Genomic DNA, 15379 nt, shown 5'->3' with positions numbered 1-15379 from the left:
CGCGTTCGAGCGAGGCAAATCGAGTAGCTAATACATAAGAGCGATCGCCGAAATCATACCTTAATTCAGCAACGCCGGATTTTGCAAGCCCACACCCGCTTGATTACCATCTACGGCTTAAGCGGAATTGGCAAAAGCGCGATCGCCCTCAAACTCATCGAACAAACTCAAACCCAATTTGATTATATTATTTGGTTAAGCCTCGCTGACACACCCACACTTTCAACCCTCAAAACCGAACTCAAGCAATTTTTTGGGCGATCGCCACAACCCTCATTACCCACAGTCATCGATTATTTTCGATATTCTCGCTGTTTAGTAATCCTTGATGACGTACAAAATATTTTTAAAAGCAGTCAATTAGCCGGTCAATATTTAGCCGGCTATGAAGATTATGGCAAATTTTTCAAACAAATTGCCACATCCTCTCATCAAAGTTGTTTAATCCTCCTCTGTTGGGAAAAACCAAGAGAAATTACTGCTTTAGAAGCAGTAAACCTCTCGACGCAAACCTTAAACCTCAAAGGGTTAGGAGAACAAGCAGCAGAAATTCTCAGAGAAAAAGAATTAGCAGATGAGGAAAAATGGTCAGACTTGATCGACCTTTATCAAGGACATCCTTCCTGGCTAAATATCATCGCTGCTACAATTTTGGAATTATTTAACGGTAGCGTTTCCCTATTTTTAGCAGATGGAACAGCAGATTTATTTTTAGGTGAGTTAGAACCCTTTTTAGAATCTCATCTAGAGCGTTTATCAGACTCAGAAAAAAAGGCGTTATACTCGTTAGCCAGTCAAAATGAAGCTGTAGATATTTCACGACAACCTGCTGATACTGAATTATCCCAATCAGAATTTTGGCAAGCCATACAATCCTTAGCCCGACGCGGCTTAGTGGAAAAAATGTTAGTAGGAGCGCGATCGATGTTTTTTCTCAATCCCGTATTCAAAGCATACATTCAGTGCAACTTAAATATTCTATAACCTATCGGTAATTTCACCCGATAGTAAAGCAATTAAACCACAGAATTACTCTTTTCTATTCTACATCGATCGCATAAAAGCATTCACCGCATCATATTGGTCGGCCATCCGCGAATAAAACTCGATCGATCGCAAATCCAACTCCGGCAACAATTCGCTCTTACTGACCAACTCATATCCCGTAGAGCGCAAACAATGAACCGAAATTACCCCATCATCTCAAAACCAAACCTCCTGCACACCCACCCGACGATAGATTTCCAGCGCATCAATTCCACCACTCGTCACTGTTATTTCGAGCGCCAAATCTGGAACTGACTTGCGCGTACCCAAACAATAAGACTCATCTGGTTCCTTCCGTGCGCCCAATTCCTTCATCCCGATGGTTGTACTACCACGCGCATAAAAACGAATGTCTTTCGTCCGCATATACATTTCTAAAAGCTGATCTAAAGTGTTTGTAGACTCTTCATGTTCCTCAGAAAAAGAACCCATAATTTCTAAACACCCATCCAAATAAGTTAAACGCGCCCCAGTGTCAGCCAAATCTGCATCCAACTTTTCCAGAGTCTCCCATGTCACGTTTGACAGGAAAGCCACACCTGTACCCAATCCTGCTTTAGAAATTGCGACAACCATTTGACTTACCTTTTACAATCGCTTTTCTATAAAATACGACTTCTAAAACTTGGCGTCTATCCTAATATTCTATTCTTTAGTCCGCGGAGGTGGACTTCGTTTGTGTAGACGCGGTTTCAACCGCCGAGTCATCGCAAAATTATTTTTTCCAAACAAAAAGTCCTCCTAGAAATAGGGGCGCTTTTTGATTATCTCAAGTTAAAAATTAACCATTGATAGAAGGAGCAACCATTGCTACTGGGGTGGTTTCACCAGCAGCCAAATCAAGCGGGAAGTTGTGAGCATTGCGCTCGTGCATCACTTTCCTACCCCAGTTAGCGCGGTTAATCACATCAGCCCAAGTATTGATCGCACGACCTTGAGAGTCGATAATCGATTGGTTGAAATTGAAGTTGCTAGGTCGATCGAGATGACAGCTTAATTATGCCCGCACCAACTCCAATCGATATCGGTAGAGAGCCACAGGATGCCCCCCAGCCGCAAAATAATCCGGGTCTTGCGCCGACAAATAAATCGCCGTCACCTGATCGGCCTCAATTCTTTTACTCGCAGAATCGCCATTTTTCCCGCCTCTAACAACTCGATAAGCCGTTGTTGTCTCCACCTCGTTTAAATAAATATCAGACTCTCCCCGAAAAATCTGCTGAGAAATCTCTGTAGACACAAACTCGCGAGGATTCGGCGTTTCAGTGCCGCGACTGGTAACAATCGAAACGAGTTGGCGTTCCCCTTTCAACACAGTAATTTGGCGGTTGGGATTGGTCGGATCGACTTTCACCGAAAGTACGCCACCATCGCCTAAATAAGCCTTGGCAATATTCAAACCGTTAAAACTGCGATCTGCTACAATCTTTTGAGCCTTTTTAAATGTATAATTAGAAATTAACCCAAGATTTTTTTCAGGTTGAAATCGCACTTTAAATAATACCGGATGCTCCAAATACTGGCGGTTGCTTTCAAACCCTGGCGTGACAATATTTGGCGCTAAAGGAGCGGCTAAATCTACCAAAGTGCTAGCAACATTCCAATTCCCCGCCATCCAGTCTGGATATACCAAGTCTCCCTTAGCTACAGCGATAGGAGGCTTGCTTTCCCAATTGGGAAAACTTGATATGCGATCGCCCAAAACCCCCGCCCTCGCACCGCCACCCCACAGCAGTACCACCAAAACCAGACAAAAACCCCAAATTACCTTCATACCACATTACATTCAAACAACTAACCTTCTGTCTCTCTTTCTCTTCTTTATCTCTTCTCTGCGTTCTCTGCGCCCTCTGCGGTTCATTAATTCAAAAATTAGACAACAAATCCGTTAAACATCATATTTTATACCATTTTCATAAACAGGCAAGATGCCTGTTGCACAAAAATAAATATTCTGCTTGTGGGGAGTAGGGGTGGGGCATCCTACCCGCCCCCAATATCCAATTCAAAGGTGGAAAAGCCTAGGTTTTAAAGCGCCTCAACAGGTGCAGGTTCCCAAACCTCCCCGTATTTTTCCTTCAATTCGTGCCAATTTTCCACCTGTCCTGGTTCGTATTCCCCCGGCTTTCCCCACTGCAAAAACGCGCTCAAAGCAGCCTCATTCTGTTCGTCCAGAAAACGGATTGCATAAGTAGTGAAATTGCCTCTTTTCGCCTCACCAGTTTCAAACTTCACCTGTTTTATTTTGTCCATATTTAGGTGAAACTCAAATATTTCGGCGTGCATATTGGCATACTTTCCCTTCGGCAACTCCGCATAAAACAGCTTGTGAATTGAACCGCGCACTTCCAGCACCGCCGCGCTGCTAGTCACGATTAAACGCAGCGTTCCCAATTGTTCGCAAGCTTCCAAGAATTCTTTCAGAGTCGCAGTCATATCAATTTTGGATTGTGGATTGTGGATTAAATCGATGATAATCAAATGAAAGTTAGGAATTAGGAAAACGAATTAGAGAAAAAAGGATAAATTTTCCTTCTCCCTTCTCTCCCAGATAACTAAAGCCTTCCTTCTTCCTTATTTTTACCCGATCGCGAAGTCGAAGGGCCTTATTCCTTCATGTTTCGTGCAGTTCGTAAGCAGCGACAATCCGCTGCACTAGAGGATGTCGCACCACATCCGCCTGAGAAAATTCGCAGAAAGCAATGCCCTCAACGTTGCGTAGAATGTTTTGGGCGACTGACAATCCCGACTGTTGGTTTGGCGGCAAATCTGTTTGAGTGATATCGCCCGTTACTACCATTCTCGATCGAAAGCCCAGACGAGTCAACACCATTTTCATCTGAGCCGGCGTCGTATTTTGAGCTTCGTCCAAAATTACGAAAGCATTGCTGAGAGTGCGCCCCCGCATATAAGCTAAAGGAGCTACTTCGATCAAGCCTCTTTCCATTAAATCGGCCATTTTTTCAGGGTCGATCATTTCTTGTAGGGCGTCGTAAAGCGGGCGCAAATATGGATCGACTTTTTGCTGCAAATCTCCCGGCAAAAACCCTAATTTTTCACCAGCTTCCACGGCTGGCCTGGTTAAAATTAGCCGTTCGTACTGCTTGCTTAACAGCGCTTGCACGGCGAATATAGCTGCTAGAAATGTTTTGCCAGTACCAGCGGGGCCAATGCAAAATGTCAGGTCATGCGTGCGTACTGCTTGGACGTATTGCCGCTGCTTGAAGGTTTTGGCTCTAATTTCTTCGCCGCGGCGGGTTCTGGCGAGAACGTCTCGCTGTAAATCTTGTAAATCGCCTTGGCGGTTGGTATCCAAAGCTTGGCGCGCCGTCTGGATTTCAACTCCGGTAATATTTTTGCCGGATTTCCAATAGTCGGAGAGCGATCGCACTAATTTATGACACAATTCTACTTGACTTTTTGTGCCGGAAATCAGCAGTTCTTGCCCTCGCATTACCAGGGTAGCACCGGTTTGCTTAGAGATCATTTTCAGGTTTTCTTCTTGATTACCCGCCAGCGACATTGCGCTTTGAATGCTCGGTAACTCTATTGTTAGTTTTTCATTCATGCCAACATAAGCTCCTCCAAATAAGCAATTAAAAGTTAACAACTAAACGTTAAACCACTCACTATTTGCGAACAAAAAAACGCCCGTTACTAGGTTTTACCTAGTATCTAAGGCGTCTTTTAGATTTAGCTCCCAAATGAGTTTGGTGCTTGAGGCACAAATCAAATCTCCCTTCTATTAAGTCAGGCAATTTTAGATTTTAGATTGGAAATTTTAGATTTTAGATTAACCTGATGCCGCTGACATTTGAAATTTTAAATTTTACATTTGTTTCCGATCGCAAAACCGGCAATTTCAAACCAAACGGGGCTTGTAATACAAAGTCTACAACAGGCAATCTAAAATCTAAAATTCTTTCTGGGCTCTGCAGTTAGTTAATAACCGGGAGTATTTCGGCTCGTTCTAAACGTAGGTGTGTTAGTACGGCGAGGTTGTTCTCTCGGAGTTCTGCTAGCTAAGGGACTCGGCGACGGAGGTGGCGTCCGGGGTCGGAAGTCGCCTCGCGGCTCCCGCGAGCCACGATCTGGGCGGTCACGATCCGGGCGGTCGCGATCTGGGCGGTCGCGATCCGGACGATCGCGATCGCCCCTGGGCGGGCCAGATCCGCGATCGCCCGCTTCACCATCGTATATATCTAAGTAGAGGGACTGACCCGCCGTCTGCGCCACCGCTTCGAGCGTAGTTCTAATTGCCTGAATATTGCGTCCGCCCCTACCGTAAACCCGGCCTTTGTCGGGATCTTCAAAAGCAAGCCTAACCCAGACCCGCGATTGGCGCGGGTGCAGTTCGCAATCAACCCGCAAAGAGCCTGGGGTCTCTAAAAAAGGCCCAATTAAAAATTTAACCAGTCCAGCATAGTTGGGACTAGCTGACTGTTGCTGTGCTGGATTCAACGTTGGCTCCGGCTCCGACTTGTTCAAATACATGGGCTTTTCTCAGGATGTCACGCACGGTGTCAGTTGGCTGAGCGCCTTGTTGCAGGCGCTTGACAATCGCTGGAACATCCAGCCTGGTTTCATTATTTCTGGGGTTGTAATAGCCGAGCTCTTCTAGGGGACGGCCGTCGCGGCGAGTAGAACTGTTCATCGCTACAATCCGGTAGCTTGTCTCGCGTTTTTTCCCGTATCTCTTCAATCGCAGTTTGATCATCTTCTTGCACAATAGTCTTGTTCCAATTCTAAGCTATTTTGTCAGCGCTCCTTCCCCGAACTCCAACTCAACCCCTATTTCTTAACCTCCGACCAAAATATCGCTACGATTTGCTGCCCCCAAGGCAGGTCTGGCGCCGTCAATGTGCGGTGTAATTGCTAGTGGCAAAATCGATGCAGTTCCCCATTGCTGCACCAATTTTTGCAAAAATATATCTTGCTGCGCTCTCAAAGAGTCCCAATCGGTGCCGCGATTAATAATTGCAAACCAAACTAAACCCCGATCGCGCGTGGGTATAGCTCCAGCCAAAGCAATTACGGTGTCCAAAGTACCAGTTTTCACCACAGCCGATCGCGGAATGTGCCGATGTTCCACAGTGCCTTTATCGCGCCCGGACACCGGAAACAAGTCAGCAATCGTCAGCCCAGTAGTCTGAAGGTTGCGGGCTATCGCCTGCAGCATCCCACAAGCCGCCCTCGGAGACATCTGATTTTCCACTCCCAATCCCGAACCGTTAACTAATTGAAGTTCCTCCTCCGGCAGCCCCGCAGCCCAAGTCGCTTGCTGCTGCACTATCTTTGCCCCGCCCAAATCGTCGGCCAGCATCTGAGCCATTTCATTGTCGCTGTGGACGTTCATCTGCTTGAGAATTTCCGCTAAAGGAAGCGATCGGCGTTTCAGCAGCAAATACCCCGAACTCACAAATTTCTCAGCAATAACGCTGCCGGCAACCGTTACTTGCGGCTTTCTAGTTCCTGGAGCCATCTTAGAATACATTGCCACCACGTCCGCAGGCCAATTGCTACCCTCAAGAGCTTGCCGCAGTATCTCCCCGGCAGCCAAAGGATCGGACTCGTAATTCATGCGGAAATTCCCTGTCACCACCAAATTTCCCGTCACCCGCTCGATACCCATTTGATTGAGAGCATTGCCCACGGCGATCGCCTCCTCCCACACAAACAGCGGATCGCCCCCGCCGCTGACCACCAAATCTCCCTGCAATACACCATTGTTAATCGGCCCCGTTGCTCGGAACCGCGTTTCAAACTGATAATCCGGGCCCCAAGTCTCCAGGGACGCCAGAGAAGTAGCAATCTTAGTCAGCGAAGCCCCAGGCATCAGCGTCTTGCCCTGCTGACTTACCAGCGGCACCATTCCCGCTTGCACCCAAATTCCCTGATTCCCATCAATCAGGTTCTTGTCTTTCAAATCTTTTAAATATTCCCGCACCGTCGCTTCTGCTGGCAAGTCTGGATTTGCCGCATCTATTCCTCCAAAAGCCAAATCTTCGGCCACCACTAACCCGGGTATCCCTCCCCGCCAAGCCAGCACTGACGCAGCATTAGGCCCGACACTGCGTACCCCAGCCATGTCCAGCCACAGAGACACGATCCCCGAGCTAAATAAATCCAGCATTTTTTACTCCTAAAGTCATGTAAACTATTGCATTGATTTTTTCAATTTGCAGTCAAAAATAGTAAAGTAGTGACAAAACAAGTTCTATCAGAGTAGTCGGAAATGAGAATTGTCCGATCGCCGTTGCGAGCGGATGTTAGTTCTTTATTCAGACTTCTGGATTCACGCTCCTGACTTCCTGGTAGAATTTTTAGTGTTTCTCAAACATTGGTCAATGGGATCGACACGCGCAAGAATTGCAATAGACGCTATGGGCGGGGATCATGCCCCCGCCGAAGTTGTAGCTGGAGCGCTTAAGGCACAAGAAGAATTAGGCGTAGAGATTTTGCTCGTGGGCGACCCGCAGCAAATAGAAGACTCGCTCCGGCAACAAGACGCGATCGGCCGCGTCTCTACAGGTCAGCTAGAAATCGTTCCTTCTGAAGGAGCGGTGGAAATGCACGAAGAACCTTTGAGTGCCCTCAAACGCAAGCCCAACGCTTCGATTAACGTAGCGATGAACTTGGTAAAGCAGCAGCAAGCTGATGCTGTGGTGTCCGCCGGTCACTCCGGCGCGGCAATGGCTGCTGCCCTGCTCAGGTTGGGCAGGCTCCCCGGAATCGATCGCCCTGCGATCGGTGCGGTTTTACCAACAATGGTACCGGGCAGCTCTGTACTCATTCTCGATGTCGGCGCTAATGTGGACTGCCGCCCCAAATTTTTGGAGCAGTTCGCTCTTATGGGAACTATTTACAGCCAGTGCGTGCTGGGCGTCGCCGAACCTAAAATCGGCCTGCTCAACATTGGCGAAGAACCTTCTAAAGGCAACGACGCGGCAGTGCGGACTCACCAGTTATTGGTGGACAACCCGAACATTCCTTTTGTGGGCAATGCCGAAGGCCGCGACGTGCTGTCGGGGAAATTCGACGTGATTGTCTGCGACGGGTTTGTCGGCAATGTGTTGTTGAAGTTTGCCGAAGCGGTGGGCGAAGTTGTGGTGCAAGTTCTTAAGGAAGAATTAGTCAAAGGACTCCAAAATCAAATTAACGATCCTCTGCTGCAAAAAAGCTTGCAAGGATTTAAGCAGCGGGTAGACCACGTTGAACACGGCGGCGGTTTGCTATTGGGGGTTGCTGGAGTTTGCATTATCAGCCACGGTTCGTCTCAAGCTGGCTCTATTTTTAATGCCATTCGTTTGGCGAAGGAGGCTATTGACAACCAAGTGCTGGAGCGAATTCGATCGTCCAATCACCAAAGCGCTATGGAACAAGAAGCTGTGAATTAGAGGCAGTAAGTAGGAATTAAAAATTAAAAATGTAAAATTAAAAAAGTCAGCTTAAACCCACTGTTTTGCTTAAAATAAAGTAATTTCAGCAGTTTAAAAAATAATTTTAATTGGTAGTTTTTAATTTTTAATTTCTCGATCGAACAGCGAGTAAATGGAGAGGAATGTTGCAGCAATCAGGGTTCGGCATTGCCGTCACAGGTAGCGGTTCTTGTACACCGCAGGTTTCGCTGGATAATAACGGTTTGAGTCAGATAGTAGAAACTTCTGACGAGTGGATTGGGGCGCGGACGGGCATTCGCTCCCGCAGGCTGGCGGACGCTCGTACTTCTTTGTGCGATTTAGCCTCGGAGGCATCGCTTCAGGCGATCGCAATGGCAGAAATTTCGCCGACAGATATTGATTTGATTATTTTGGCGACTTCGAGTCCTGACGATTTGTTTGGCACTGCCAGTAAAATTCAATATCAGTTGGGCGCCACAAAAGCTGTGGCTTTTGATTTAACAGCAGCTTGTTCGGGCTTTGTTTTTGGTTTAGTTACAGCCTCGCAGTTCATTCGGACAGGGGTTTATCAAAATGTTTTGCTGATCGGAGCAGATATTTTATCTCGGTGGGTGAATTGGTCGGATCGGGGTACTTGTATTCTCTTTGGAGACGGTGCAGGTGCGGTGGTATTACAAGCTTCAGAAGTCGATCGCTTTTTGGGATTTGAAATTCGCAGCGACGGCACACAAAATTCGTCTCTAAATTTGGCTTACAAAGCCGAGTCAAAAGAATTAATTGAGGGCGTCAGCGTCGGAGTTGGCGGATTTAATCCCATCACAATGAATGGTCAAGAAATTTATCGCTTTGCCGTAAAAAAAGTGCCGGAAGTCATAGAAAAAGCTATGTTTCGGGCAAATATTAGCGGTGCTGAAATTGACTGGCTGTTGTTACATCAAGCCAATCAGCGGATTCTTGATGCAGTTGCCCAAAGGCTAAAGATTCCCCCCGAAAAAGTAATTAGCAATTTGGCGAATTACGGCAATACCTCAGCGGCTTCAATTCCCCTTGCCTTAGACGAAGCCGTGCGTCTGGGTAAAGTTAAACCGGGCGATACTATTGCTGCGGCTGGTTTCGGTGCAGGTTTGACTTGGGGGGCGGCGATTTTTCAATGGGGAAGGTAATATTTGGCGGCCGGCTGTAAACTAGCCCTGCTTATTGTCGGGGCTGTGACACTTGCAAAATACAAATCCTTGAACACGCCATACATAGGGCAAGGTGTGCAGCCGCACACCCCCGGGAGAGGAGTTCTTGACAAGCACGCCCTGAAATAGAAAATCCTCTATTGTTTGATCGACTTTCCCGGGCTAGAAGGTGGAAAATTTTGTTACTGCTATTAATTTAATTAAAGTAGCAAAAAAAATATAAACTTCGTAAAAACTGCAATTATTATGTTATAATTGTGAGTCGCGAGTAGAGAGTTCGTTAACCGAAAGATAGCGGATACCAGCGAGCGAACTTAGAAGCGGGAAAGAAAGAATTTTTGCAATCACCAATTAGCAACCACCAATTAGCAGATTACCGGAAAAATGACTAAAACAGCATGGGTATTTCCCGGGCAAGGTTCCCAGGCGATCGGGATGGGTGCAGACTTATTAAACTTGCCAACAGCCAAAGCCAAATTTGAGCTCGCTAAAGAAATTTTAGGTTGGTCTGTCTCGGAAGTTTGCCAAAAAGAAGAAGCAAAACTATCTCGAACTCTCTACACTCAGCCTTGCTTGTTCGTAGTAGAAAGTATTTTGACCGACTTAATGCGAGAAAAAAGCGATCGGCCAGCGGTAGTTGCGGGTCACAGTTTAGGAGAATATGTTGCCCTCTACGCAGCAGGCGTCTTTGACTTTGAAACCGGATTGCGCTTAGTCAAACGCCGCGCCGAACTCATGGACACTGCCTCCGGCGGGCAAATGGTGGCTTTGATCGGGTTCGACAGGCAGGAACTAGAATTGCAAATTCAATACAGCCGAGACGTAGTGCTGGCAAACGACAACAGCGAAGCACAAGTCGTGATTTCTGGAACGCCCGCAGCAGTAGAAGATTTGCTTGCCAAAATCAAAGTCAAACGCGCCGTTAAATTGAATGTTTCCGGTGCGTTTCACTCTCCCCTGATGGCATCAGTGGCGGCAGAGTTTCAACTAGCCTTAAAGTCTGCCAGGTTTTCCGATGCTAAAATGCTGGTGCTCTCGAACGCAGAACCGTCAGCCACTACCAGCGCAGCCACTTTAAAGCAGCGGTTGACTCAGCAGATGACCAAAGGCGTGCGCTGGCGAGAAATTTCCCTGCAATTGCCACAACAAGGAATCGATCGCGTAGTGGAAATTGGCCCCGGCAAAGTTCTCACAGGTTTGATCAAACGGACTTGTCCGGATTTAGCCCTGGTAAATGTTAGCAGTTTTGCAGATTTGCCCGCTTAATCTATTTTTAACCTGTGATGAAATCCCAGGTCGTAAAATTGAGAGTTAATAAGCCCTAAGATTGCCCAAAAATGAATCGCACAACAGGCAAATCCGAATATTGGCTGTTGTGCAAATTCGGGATAGACGATCCAGACAGCTAGAAAATCTTTATCAAAAATGTAGATATCGATCGACCTGACGGGGCGATCGACAAATCCTGATTTAAACTAGGCATAAAAACCAAGCTTATAGCCCACATTCCGCAGATATTCAAGCAGAAGGAAAGGAAGATAGATTCGGAAACACAAAACTCCCAAACGATTGCCGTGCAATCGTTTGGGAGTTTTTAGTGTATAATAGATTTATGCAGTAAAGCAACTCTAAAAATCATGAACCAGCCATTATCGGGGATAAATATCGTAAATTTAGACCACTTGGGAATAGTAGCCGGGATAATAGATGAAATGGAATTGGTAGAAGAAGTCAACAAAAAAGTGGGGATAAGCTGTTCTGCATTTAAATAGGGTATAATAAAAAAATATTTTAGTCAATAAATACAAAAATGCCAGCCAAAAACCATCTCAATTCCAAACAAATAGAGAAATTACAAAAAGCCTTGAAAGAGGAAAAAAATGCAAATATCATAGAAAGAGTTTTGATCTTATTATTGCTTAATGACGGTAAAACACAATCTAAAATCGCTGAATTTTTGGGTTGTTCAGTAAACAAAGTATCTTACTGGTCTCTGAAAGGAGACCCCGACAATTTAGAAAGCTTAATAGATGAGAGGATGAAGGTAAATCACAAAAAAGCCACAGATAAATATATAGAGATATTATTAGAAACCCTAGAAAAAGACCCTCAAGAATTAGGATATAATTTTGGACGATGGACAGCGCAGAGATTAGCAACATACTTGTAAGGATTCAGGTCAGAGGGTATTGACAAGTGTGACATTCTCGGCGGAATATTACAATTATGCAAAAAAACCTCCCTCTTGAACTAGACCGTGAAATCCTGATACAGTTGGCTCCGGCACAACTGGTGGAAATCATTGTCTTTCAGGCGAGCGTCACAATTAAACTAAACTCCAGAATTTTAGAGCTAGAACAAGAAATAGGAAAACTTGCATGCGAGTAGAGGGAAAATGTTGAAATATCAACCTCAAATCCTGTAGGGTTTATTCGTTTAAACAAATCGCGCTTGACGAGTTAAGCTATTATCCAGGACATAAGCTAACCCACACTCGACAAAAAGGCGGCTATTCAAAACTGGATAATCATTTTTTGCTAGCCCTTTGAGGATATCTTTGACAATCTTGGAAAAGTTATTTACAATTATTATTAATAGATAGTTTTTCATCATTAGCCCAATTTTAAAAGATTTTGGGCAATTTTGATCACTTATTTATTCACTTTCAACACTTCTGGGTGGCTCGATGATTTGTGGTAAAATCGTAAGGATTCAGGTCTAAATTTGAGGAATTAAAGATGGTTCTTGCATATTGGGATTAACCATCGCTTTTATAGCTTGCTCAAAAAAATCAATTACGGAACGTCCTTGACGACGACAAGTTTGTACAACCGTTAATAAATTGGCAGTATGTTTAAACCGCTCCATTGAACGGGAACCGCCACTAACCTTTCTTTTTGTTACTGCTAGCCGGAGTGTTCGCTCTGCTAAGTTATTATCTGGAGGTACCTGTGGAGGGTCTAAAAAATACCACCATTCATCTGTTTTATTTCGTAGCGAGCGCAAAAGCTTACTGGCTTCTCCCCCTGCGAGTGCCATCCACTTATCAAGAGAGAACTTAACTTTTAGTTTAAACTCCCAAGCCCAAGCGAACCACTCACTTATATTTTGGTTCTCTTGGAATAAGCTGTAACTTTTAAATGCTTCGTCAATCAGCTTAACAAACTTTTCCCCAATTTTTTGATTGTTCAAACCTGGAAGCTGGATGAGTTTTTTAAAGTGACGGCGTAGATGGGCTAAACATTTCTGTTGAGCTTTCACGTCATAACCGTTATAAACTGAATAATCGTCCGAGCTAAGTACACCACTGTAGTTCAAACCGAGAATGTTTTCTAGTTCGGCACTCGTCGATTGTATCGGCAGTATGGAATAAAGCGAAGTTTGTCTGAGCAAAAATCCACAACCATTCTTTCACACCCTTGACAACCCAAGCTGTCTCATCGCAGTGAATATTTGGCTGTGTTTGCTGTATCCAATTTTTGAGAGAGCTAACGCTTTTGTTAACTGCGACATCTATTCTTTCATTAGTGGTTACTAAGGTTCCCACCCCGATTTCTATCTGACCGAGTTCCCACAAAAGCTCTTGTTGTTTTTCATAGGATAGATGCCCGTAGTTATTTATCCATTCTAAAAAAGCTTGTAGCCTTACTCCTATATCTTGTCCGGGAACTATCTCTGGTGACCAATCGGATGCTTGTACATTTCCACAATGCTCACACACACAAGTATGGCGCTGATACTCAACTATTTCTATGGGGCGCTCTACTAACTGTGCTACTTGCTGTGTTTCAATTTTTATTGGCTCTTTGAAAAATCCCGTACCACAACAACAACACTCGGGACGTAAAATTTCCCAGCGATCTACTCTACCAAACCCTTTACGAGTTTTTCCCGGATGCCCTGGTTGTCCTCCCGGTTTTCGTTTTGGAGCTTGGCTTTCACCATCGCAGCTCTCAGGTTTTTTTTCGGATTTTTTGAGGATGTCCCCAGATGGTGGTTTTGATGATGTTTTACTGTCTAAATCTCTACTCGCATGCAAGTTTTCCTATTTCTTGTTCTAGCTCTAAAATTCTGGAGTTTAGTTTAATTGTGGCGCTCGCCTGAAAGACAATGATTTCCACCAGTTGTTCCGGAGCCAACTGTATCAGGATTTCACGGTCTAGTTCAAGAGGCAGGTTTTTTTCCATAATTGTAATATTCCGCCTAGAATGTCACACTTGTCAATACCCTCTGACCTGAATCCTTACGTCATTTCAAATAAATGTGAGACAGAGGCAAGATCATGATAAAATCGATAAAAATAGTTAATTAGAAAAAAATGGCTTACAGTCTAGACTATCGACAAAAAGTAGTCAATGGATGTGGAAAATGGAGGGAGTATAACGAAAGCTGCGGCCATATTTAAGGTAGGAAGAGCAACAATTTATAGATGGCTAAGTAGGGAAGACCTTCGACCAACTCAGGTCACTCACCGTCAACTAAAGCTAGATTGGGAAGCCCTCAAAAAAGATGTTGAAAAAAATCCGGAAGCAAGATTAGTAGAAAGAGCAAGAACTTTCAGGCGTCAGACCGAGTGCCATCTGCTAGGCATTAAAAAAACTGAAAATTACTCGAAAAAAAAACAACTTCGCTATCAAGAAAGAAATCGAGAACTAAGAATAAAATATTACAGAAATCTCAGATAATTAATTAAATTTATGGTAGTAAAAGCATTGTGTTCATTGATGAATCAGGCTTAGAGGAATTTGAAGGTTGTGTTTATGCCTGGGCGCAAAGAGGAAAAAAAGTCTATGGTGAAAGACCAGGAAAACGGGGGAAAAGAGAAAATTTAGTAGCAGGAAGAAGAAAAGGAAAGAAGGACTTAATTGCACCAATGCTGTTTATGGGTAGTTTGAATGCAGAAGGATTTGAAGGATGGTTATCTTTATATTTGTTACCAGATTTAACAAGTCCATCTAAGTAAGTCGGCGAGAAAAAACCAAACTATGTTAAAATAAGTAAACAGAGAGAATACGTCTACTGAGGTAACTCAATATATGGGCGCTAGATTAAGAGTATTTCTCAGTCAAGAGCAAGATAAAACCCTATTAAAACTGAGAACTACGGATGTTCCACAAAAAGTCAAAGACCGAGCAGAAATAATTAGATTAAATGCACATGGCTGGTACGTTGAAAAAATAGCGGCTCATTTTAATTGGACTCCACAAACTGTGAGAGAGGTTTTACATAAATGGCTGCATTTAGGTATGGAAGGGCTTTGGGAATTACCAGGTAGAGGGGGAAAACCGAAGTGGAAAGAAGAAGACATAGAGTTTTTAACAGAATGCCTCAAAAATGAACCACGTACTTACAACAGCGTTCAATTAGCCCAGAAATTAGAAAAAGAGCGTTCTATTAAACTAAGTCCGGATCGATTAAGACGAATACTCAAAAAAAAGGGTTTATTTGGAAACGAGCGAGGAAGAGCCACAAAGGAAAACAAGAAATCGTAGCACGCCAAGTTAAACAAGCCGACTTAGATATGCTGGAACTGGCTGCTGCTGCCGGAGAAATCGACTTAAAATATTTAGATGAATCAGGATTTTGTGCATGGAGCGAACCTGGTTACACTTATTACAAACGAGGTCAACAAAAAAGGCTCGAACAAACGAAGAGGCGTGGTCGTAGATTATATAGCAATCCTAAATGATTTTCTCTATCTAGATCAATCCTCAATGATTTTCTCTGTGTAAGTATATTGACGTATTT

At 44.5% G+C, this 15379-nt stretch carries 14 protein-coding genes and 5 pseudogenes; 8 read left to right on the top strand and 11 right to left on the bottom strand.

Annotated elements, in window-relative coordinates; all coding sequences use genetic code 11:
* Positions 1-81: 81 nt before the first annotated feature.
* Complete coding sequence (locus QUA77_RS26560; protein WP_333453531.1) at positions 82-984, top strand: NB-ARC domain-containing protein; 903 nt, start codon at positions 82-84, stop codon at positions 982-984.
* 60 nt (positions 985-1044) lie between these two features.
* Here QUA77_RS26560 and QUA77_RS26555 read toward each other — a convergent pair whose 3' ends face one another.
* The 9 genes and pseudogenes from QUA77_RS26555 to QUA77_RS26515 all read right to left on the bottom strand — a co-directional run bounded on the left by QUA77_RS26555 (position 1045) and on the right by QUA77_RS26515 (position 7180).
* Positions 1045-1176: a hypothetical protein gene (locus QUA77_RS26555; RefSeq protein WP_333453529.1), complete on the bottom strand. Its 132-nt coding sequence runs from the start codon at positions 1174-1176 to the stop codon at positions 1045-1047.
* 27 nt (positions 1177-1203) lie between these two features.
* Complete coding sequence (locus tag QUA77_RS26550) at positions 1204-1623, bottom strand: Uma2 family endonuclease (protein WP_333453527.1); 420 nt, start codon at positions 1621-1623, stop codon at positions 1204-1206.
* A 205-nt stretch (positions 1624-1828) separates the two neighbouring features.
* Positions 1829-2020: pseudogene (locus tag QUA77_RS26545) on the bottom strand (photosystem II q(b) protein); the annotation flags it as partial.
* A 24-nt stretch (positions 2021-2044) separates the two neighbouring features.
* The gene (locus tag QUA77_RS26540; protein WP_333453525.1) at positions 2045-2821 is read right to left on the bottom strand and encodes a DUF6816 family protein; all 777 of its coding nucleotides are present in this window, start codon (positions 2819-2821) and stop codon (positions 2045-2047) included.
* A gap of 254 nt (positions 2822-3075) precedes the next feature.
* Positions 3076-3483 (bottom strand): ChuX/HutX family heme-like substrate-binding protein, encoded by a 408-nt coding sequence (locus QUA77_RS26535; protein ID WP_333039443.1) that lies wholly within the window; start codon positions 3481-3483, stop codon positions 3076-3078.
* A gap of 178 nt (positions 3484-3661) precedes the next feature.
* Positions 3662-4615: a PhoH family protein gene (locus QUA77_RS26530; RefSeq protein WP_333039441.1), complete on the bottom strand. Its 954-nt coding sequence runs from the start codon at positions 4613-4615 to the stop codon at positions 3662-3664.
* Between the two features lie 374 nt (positions 4616-4989).
* The gene (locus tag QUA77_RS26525) at positions 4990-5541 is read right to left on the bottom strand and encodes a KH domain-containing protein (RefSeq protein ID WP_190663637.1); all 552 of its coding nucleotides are present in this window, start codon (positions 5539-5541) and stop codon (positions 4990-4992) included.
* Entirely contained in the window at positions 5480-5764 is a 285-nt protein-coding gene (gene rpsP, locus QUA77_RS26520) for a 30S ribosomal protein S16 (RefSeq protein WP_333039433.1), read from the bottom strand. The genes QUA77_RS26525 and rpsP overlap by 62 nt, the downstream gene beginning before the upstream one ends.
* 81 nt (positions 5765-5845) lie before the next feature.
* Positions 5846-7180 (bottom strand): D-alanyl-D-alanine carboxypeptidase, encoded by a 1335-nt coding sequence (locus tag QUA77_RS26515; RefSeq protein ID WP_333453523.1) that lies wholly within the window; start codon positions 7178-7180, stop codon positions 5846-5848.
* Positions 7181-7394: 214 nt separating this feature from the next.
* Here QUA77_RS26515 and plsX point away from each other — a divergent pair, with 214 nt between their 5' ends.
* The 5 genes and pseudogenes from plsX (at position 7395) to QUA77_RS26490 (ending at position 11801) form a co-directional block, all read left to right on the top strand.
* Positions 7395-8444, top strand: a complete 1050-nt coding sequence (gene plsX, locus QUA77_RS26510; RefSeq protein ID WP_333039555.1) for a phosphate acyltransferase PlsX — start codon at positions 7395-7397, stop codon at positions 8442-8444.
* A gap of 164 nt (positions 8445-8608) precedes the next feature.
* Positions 8609-9610 carry a beta-ketoacyl-ACP synthase III gene (locus tag QUA77_RS26505; RefSeq protein ID WP_333039428.1) on the top strand — a complete coding sequence of 334 codons (1002 nt, stop codon included), beginning with the start codon at positions 8609-8611 and terminating at the stop codon, positions 9608-9610.
* A 405-nt stretch (positions 9611-10015) separates the two neighbouring features.
* A complete protein-coding gene (gene fabD / locus QUA77_RS26500; RefSeq protein WP_333140028.1) occupies positions 10016-10897 on the top strand; it encodes an ACP S-malonyltransferase in 882 nt (293 codons plus the stop codon).
* A gap of 371 nt (positions 10898-11268) precedes the next feature.
* Positions 11269-11382: pseudogene (locus QUA77_RS26495) on the top strand (DUF4277 domain-containing protein); the annotation flags it as partial.
* A 59-nt stretch (positions 11383-11441) separates the two neighbouring features.
* Positions 11442-11801, top strand: coding sequence for a helix-turn-helix domain-containing protein (locus QUA77_RS26490; protein WP_333453521.1), 360 nt, complete (start codon positions 11442-11444; stop codon positions 11799-11801).
* Between the two features lie 220 nt (positions 11802-12021).
* Here the strand turns inward: QUA77_RS26490 and QUA77_RS26485 are convergent.
* Positions 12022-12220 (bottom strand): annotated as a pseudogene (locus tag QUA77_RS26485) (hypothetical protein); the annotation flags it as partial.
* Positions 12221-12349: 129 nt separating this feature from the next.
* A pseudogene (gene tnpC / locus QUA77_RS26480) lies at positions 12350-13818 on the bottom strand (IS66 family transposase).
* Positions 13819-13949: 131 nt separating this feature from the next.
* Between tnpC and QUA77_RS26475 the strand changes: the two are divergent.
* Together QUA77_RS26475 and QUA77_RS26470 are read left to right on the top strand one after the other, a co-directional pair.
* Positions 13950-14588: pseudogene (locus tag QUA77_RS26475) on the top strand (IS630 transposase-related protein); the annotation flags it as partial.
* 79 nt (positions 14589-14667) lie between these two features.
* Positions 14668-15123, top strand: coding sequence for a helix-turn-helix domain-containing protein (locus QUA77_RS26470; protein WP_333453519.1), 456 nt, complete (start codon positions 14668-14670; stop codon positions 15121-15123).
* The last annotated feature ends 256 nt before the right edge of the window (positions 15124-15379 follow it).

Origin of the sequence: Microcoleus sp. K5-D4 (assembly GCF_036704575.1) — a bacterium.
Classification (GTDB): Bacteria; Cyanobacteriota; Cyanobacteriia; order Cyanobacteriales; family Microcoleaceae; genus Microcoleus.
Note: the sequence above shows the minus strand (reverse complement) of the source record. Positions and strands in the feature narration are given on the sequence as shown.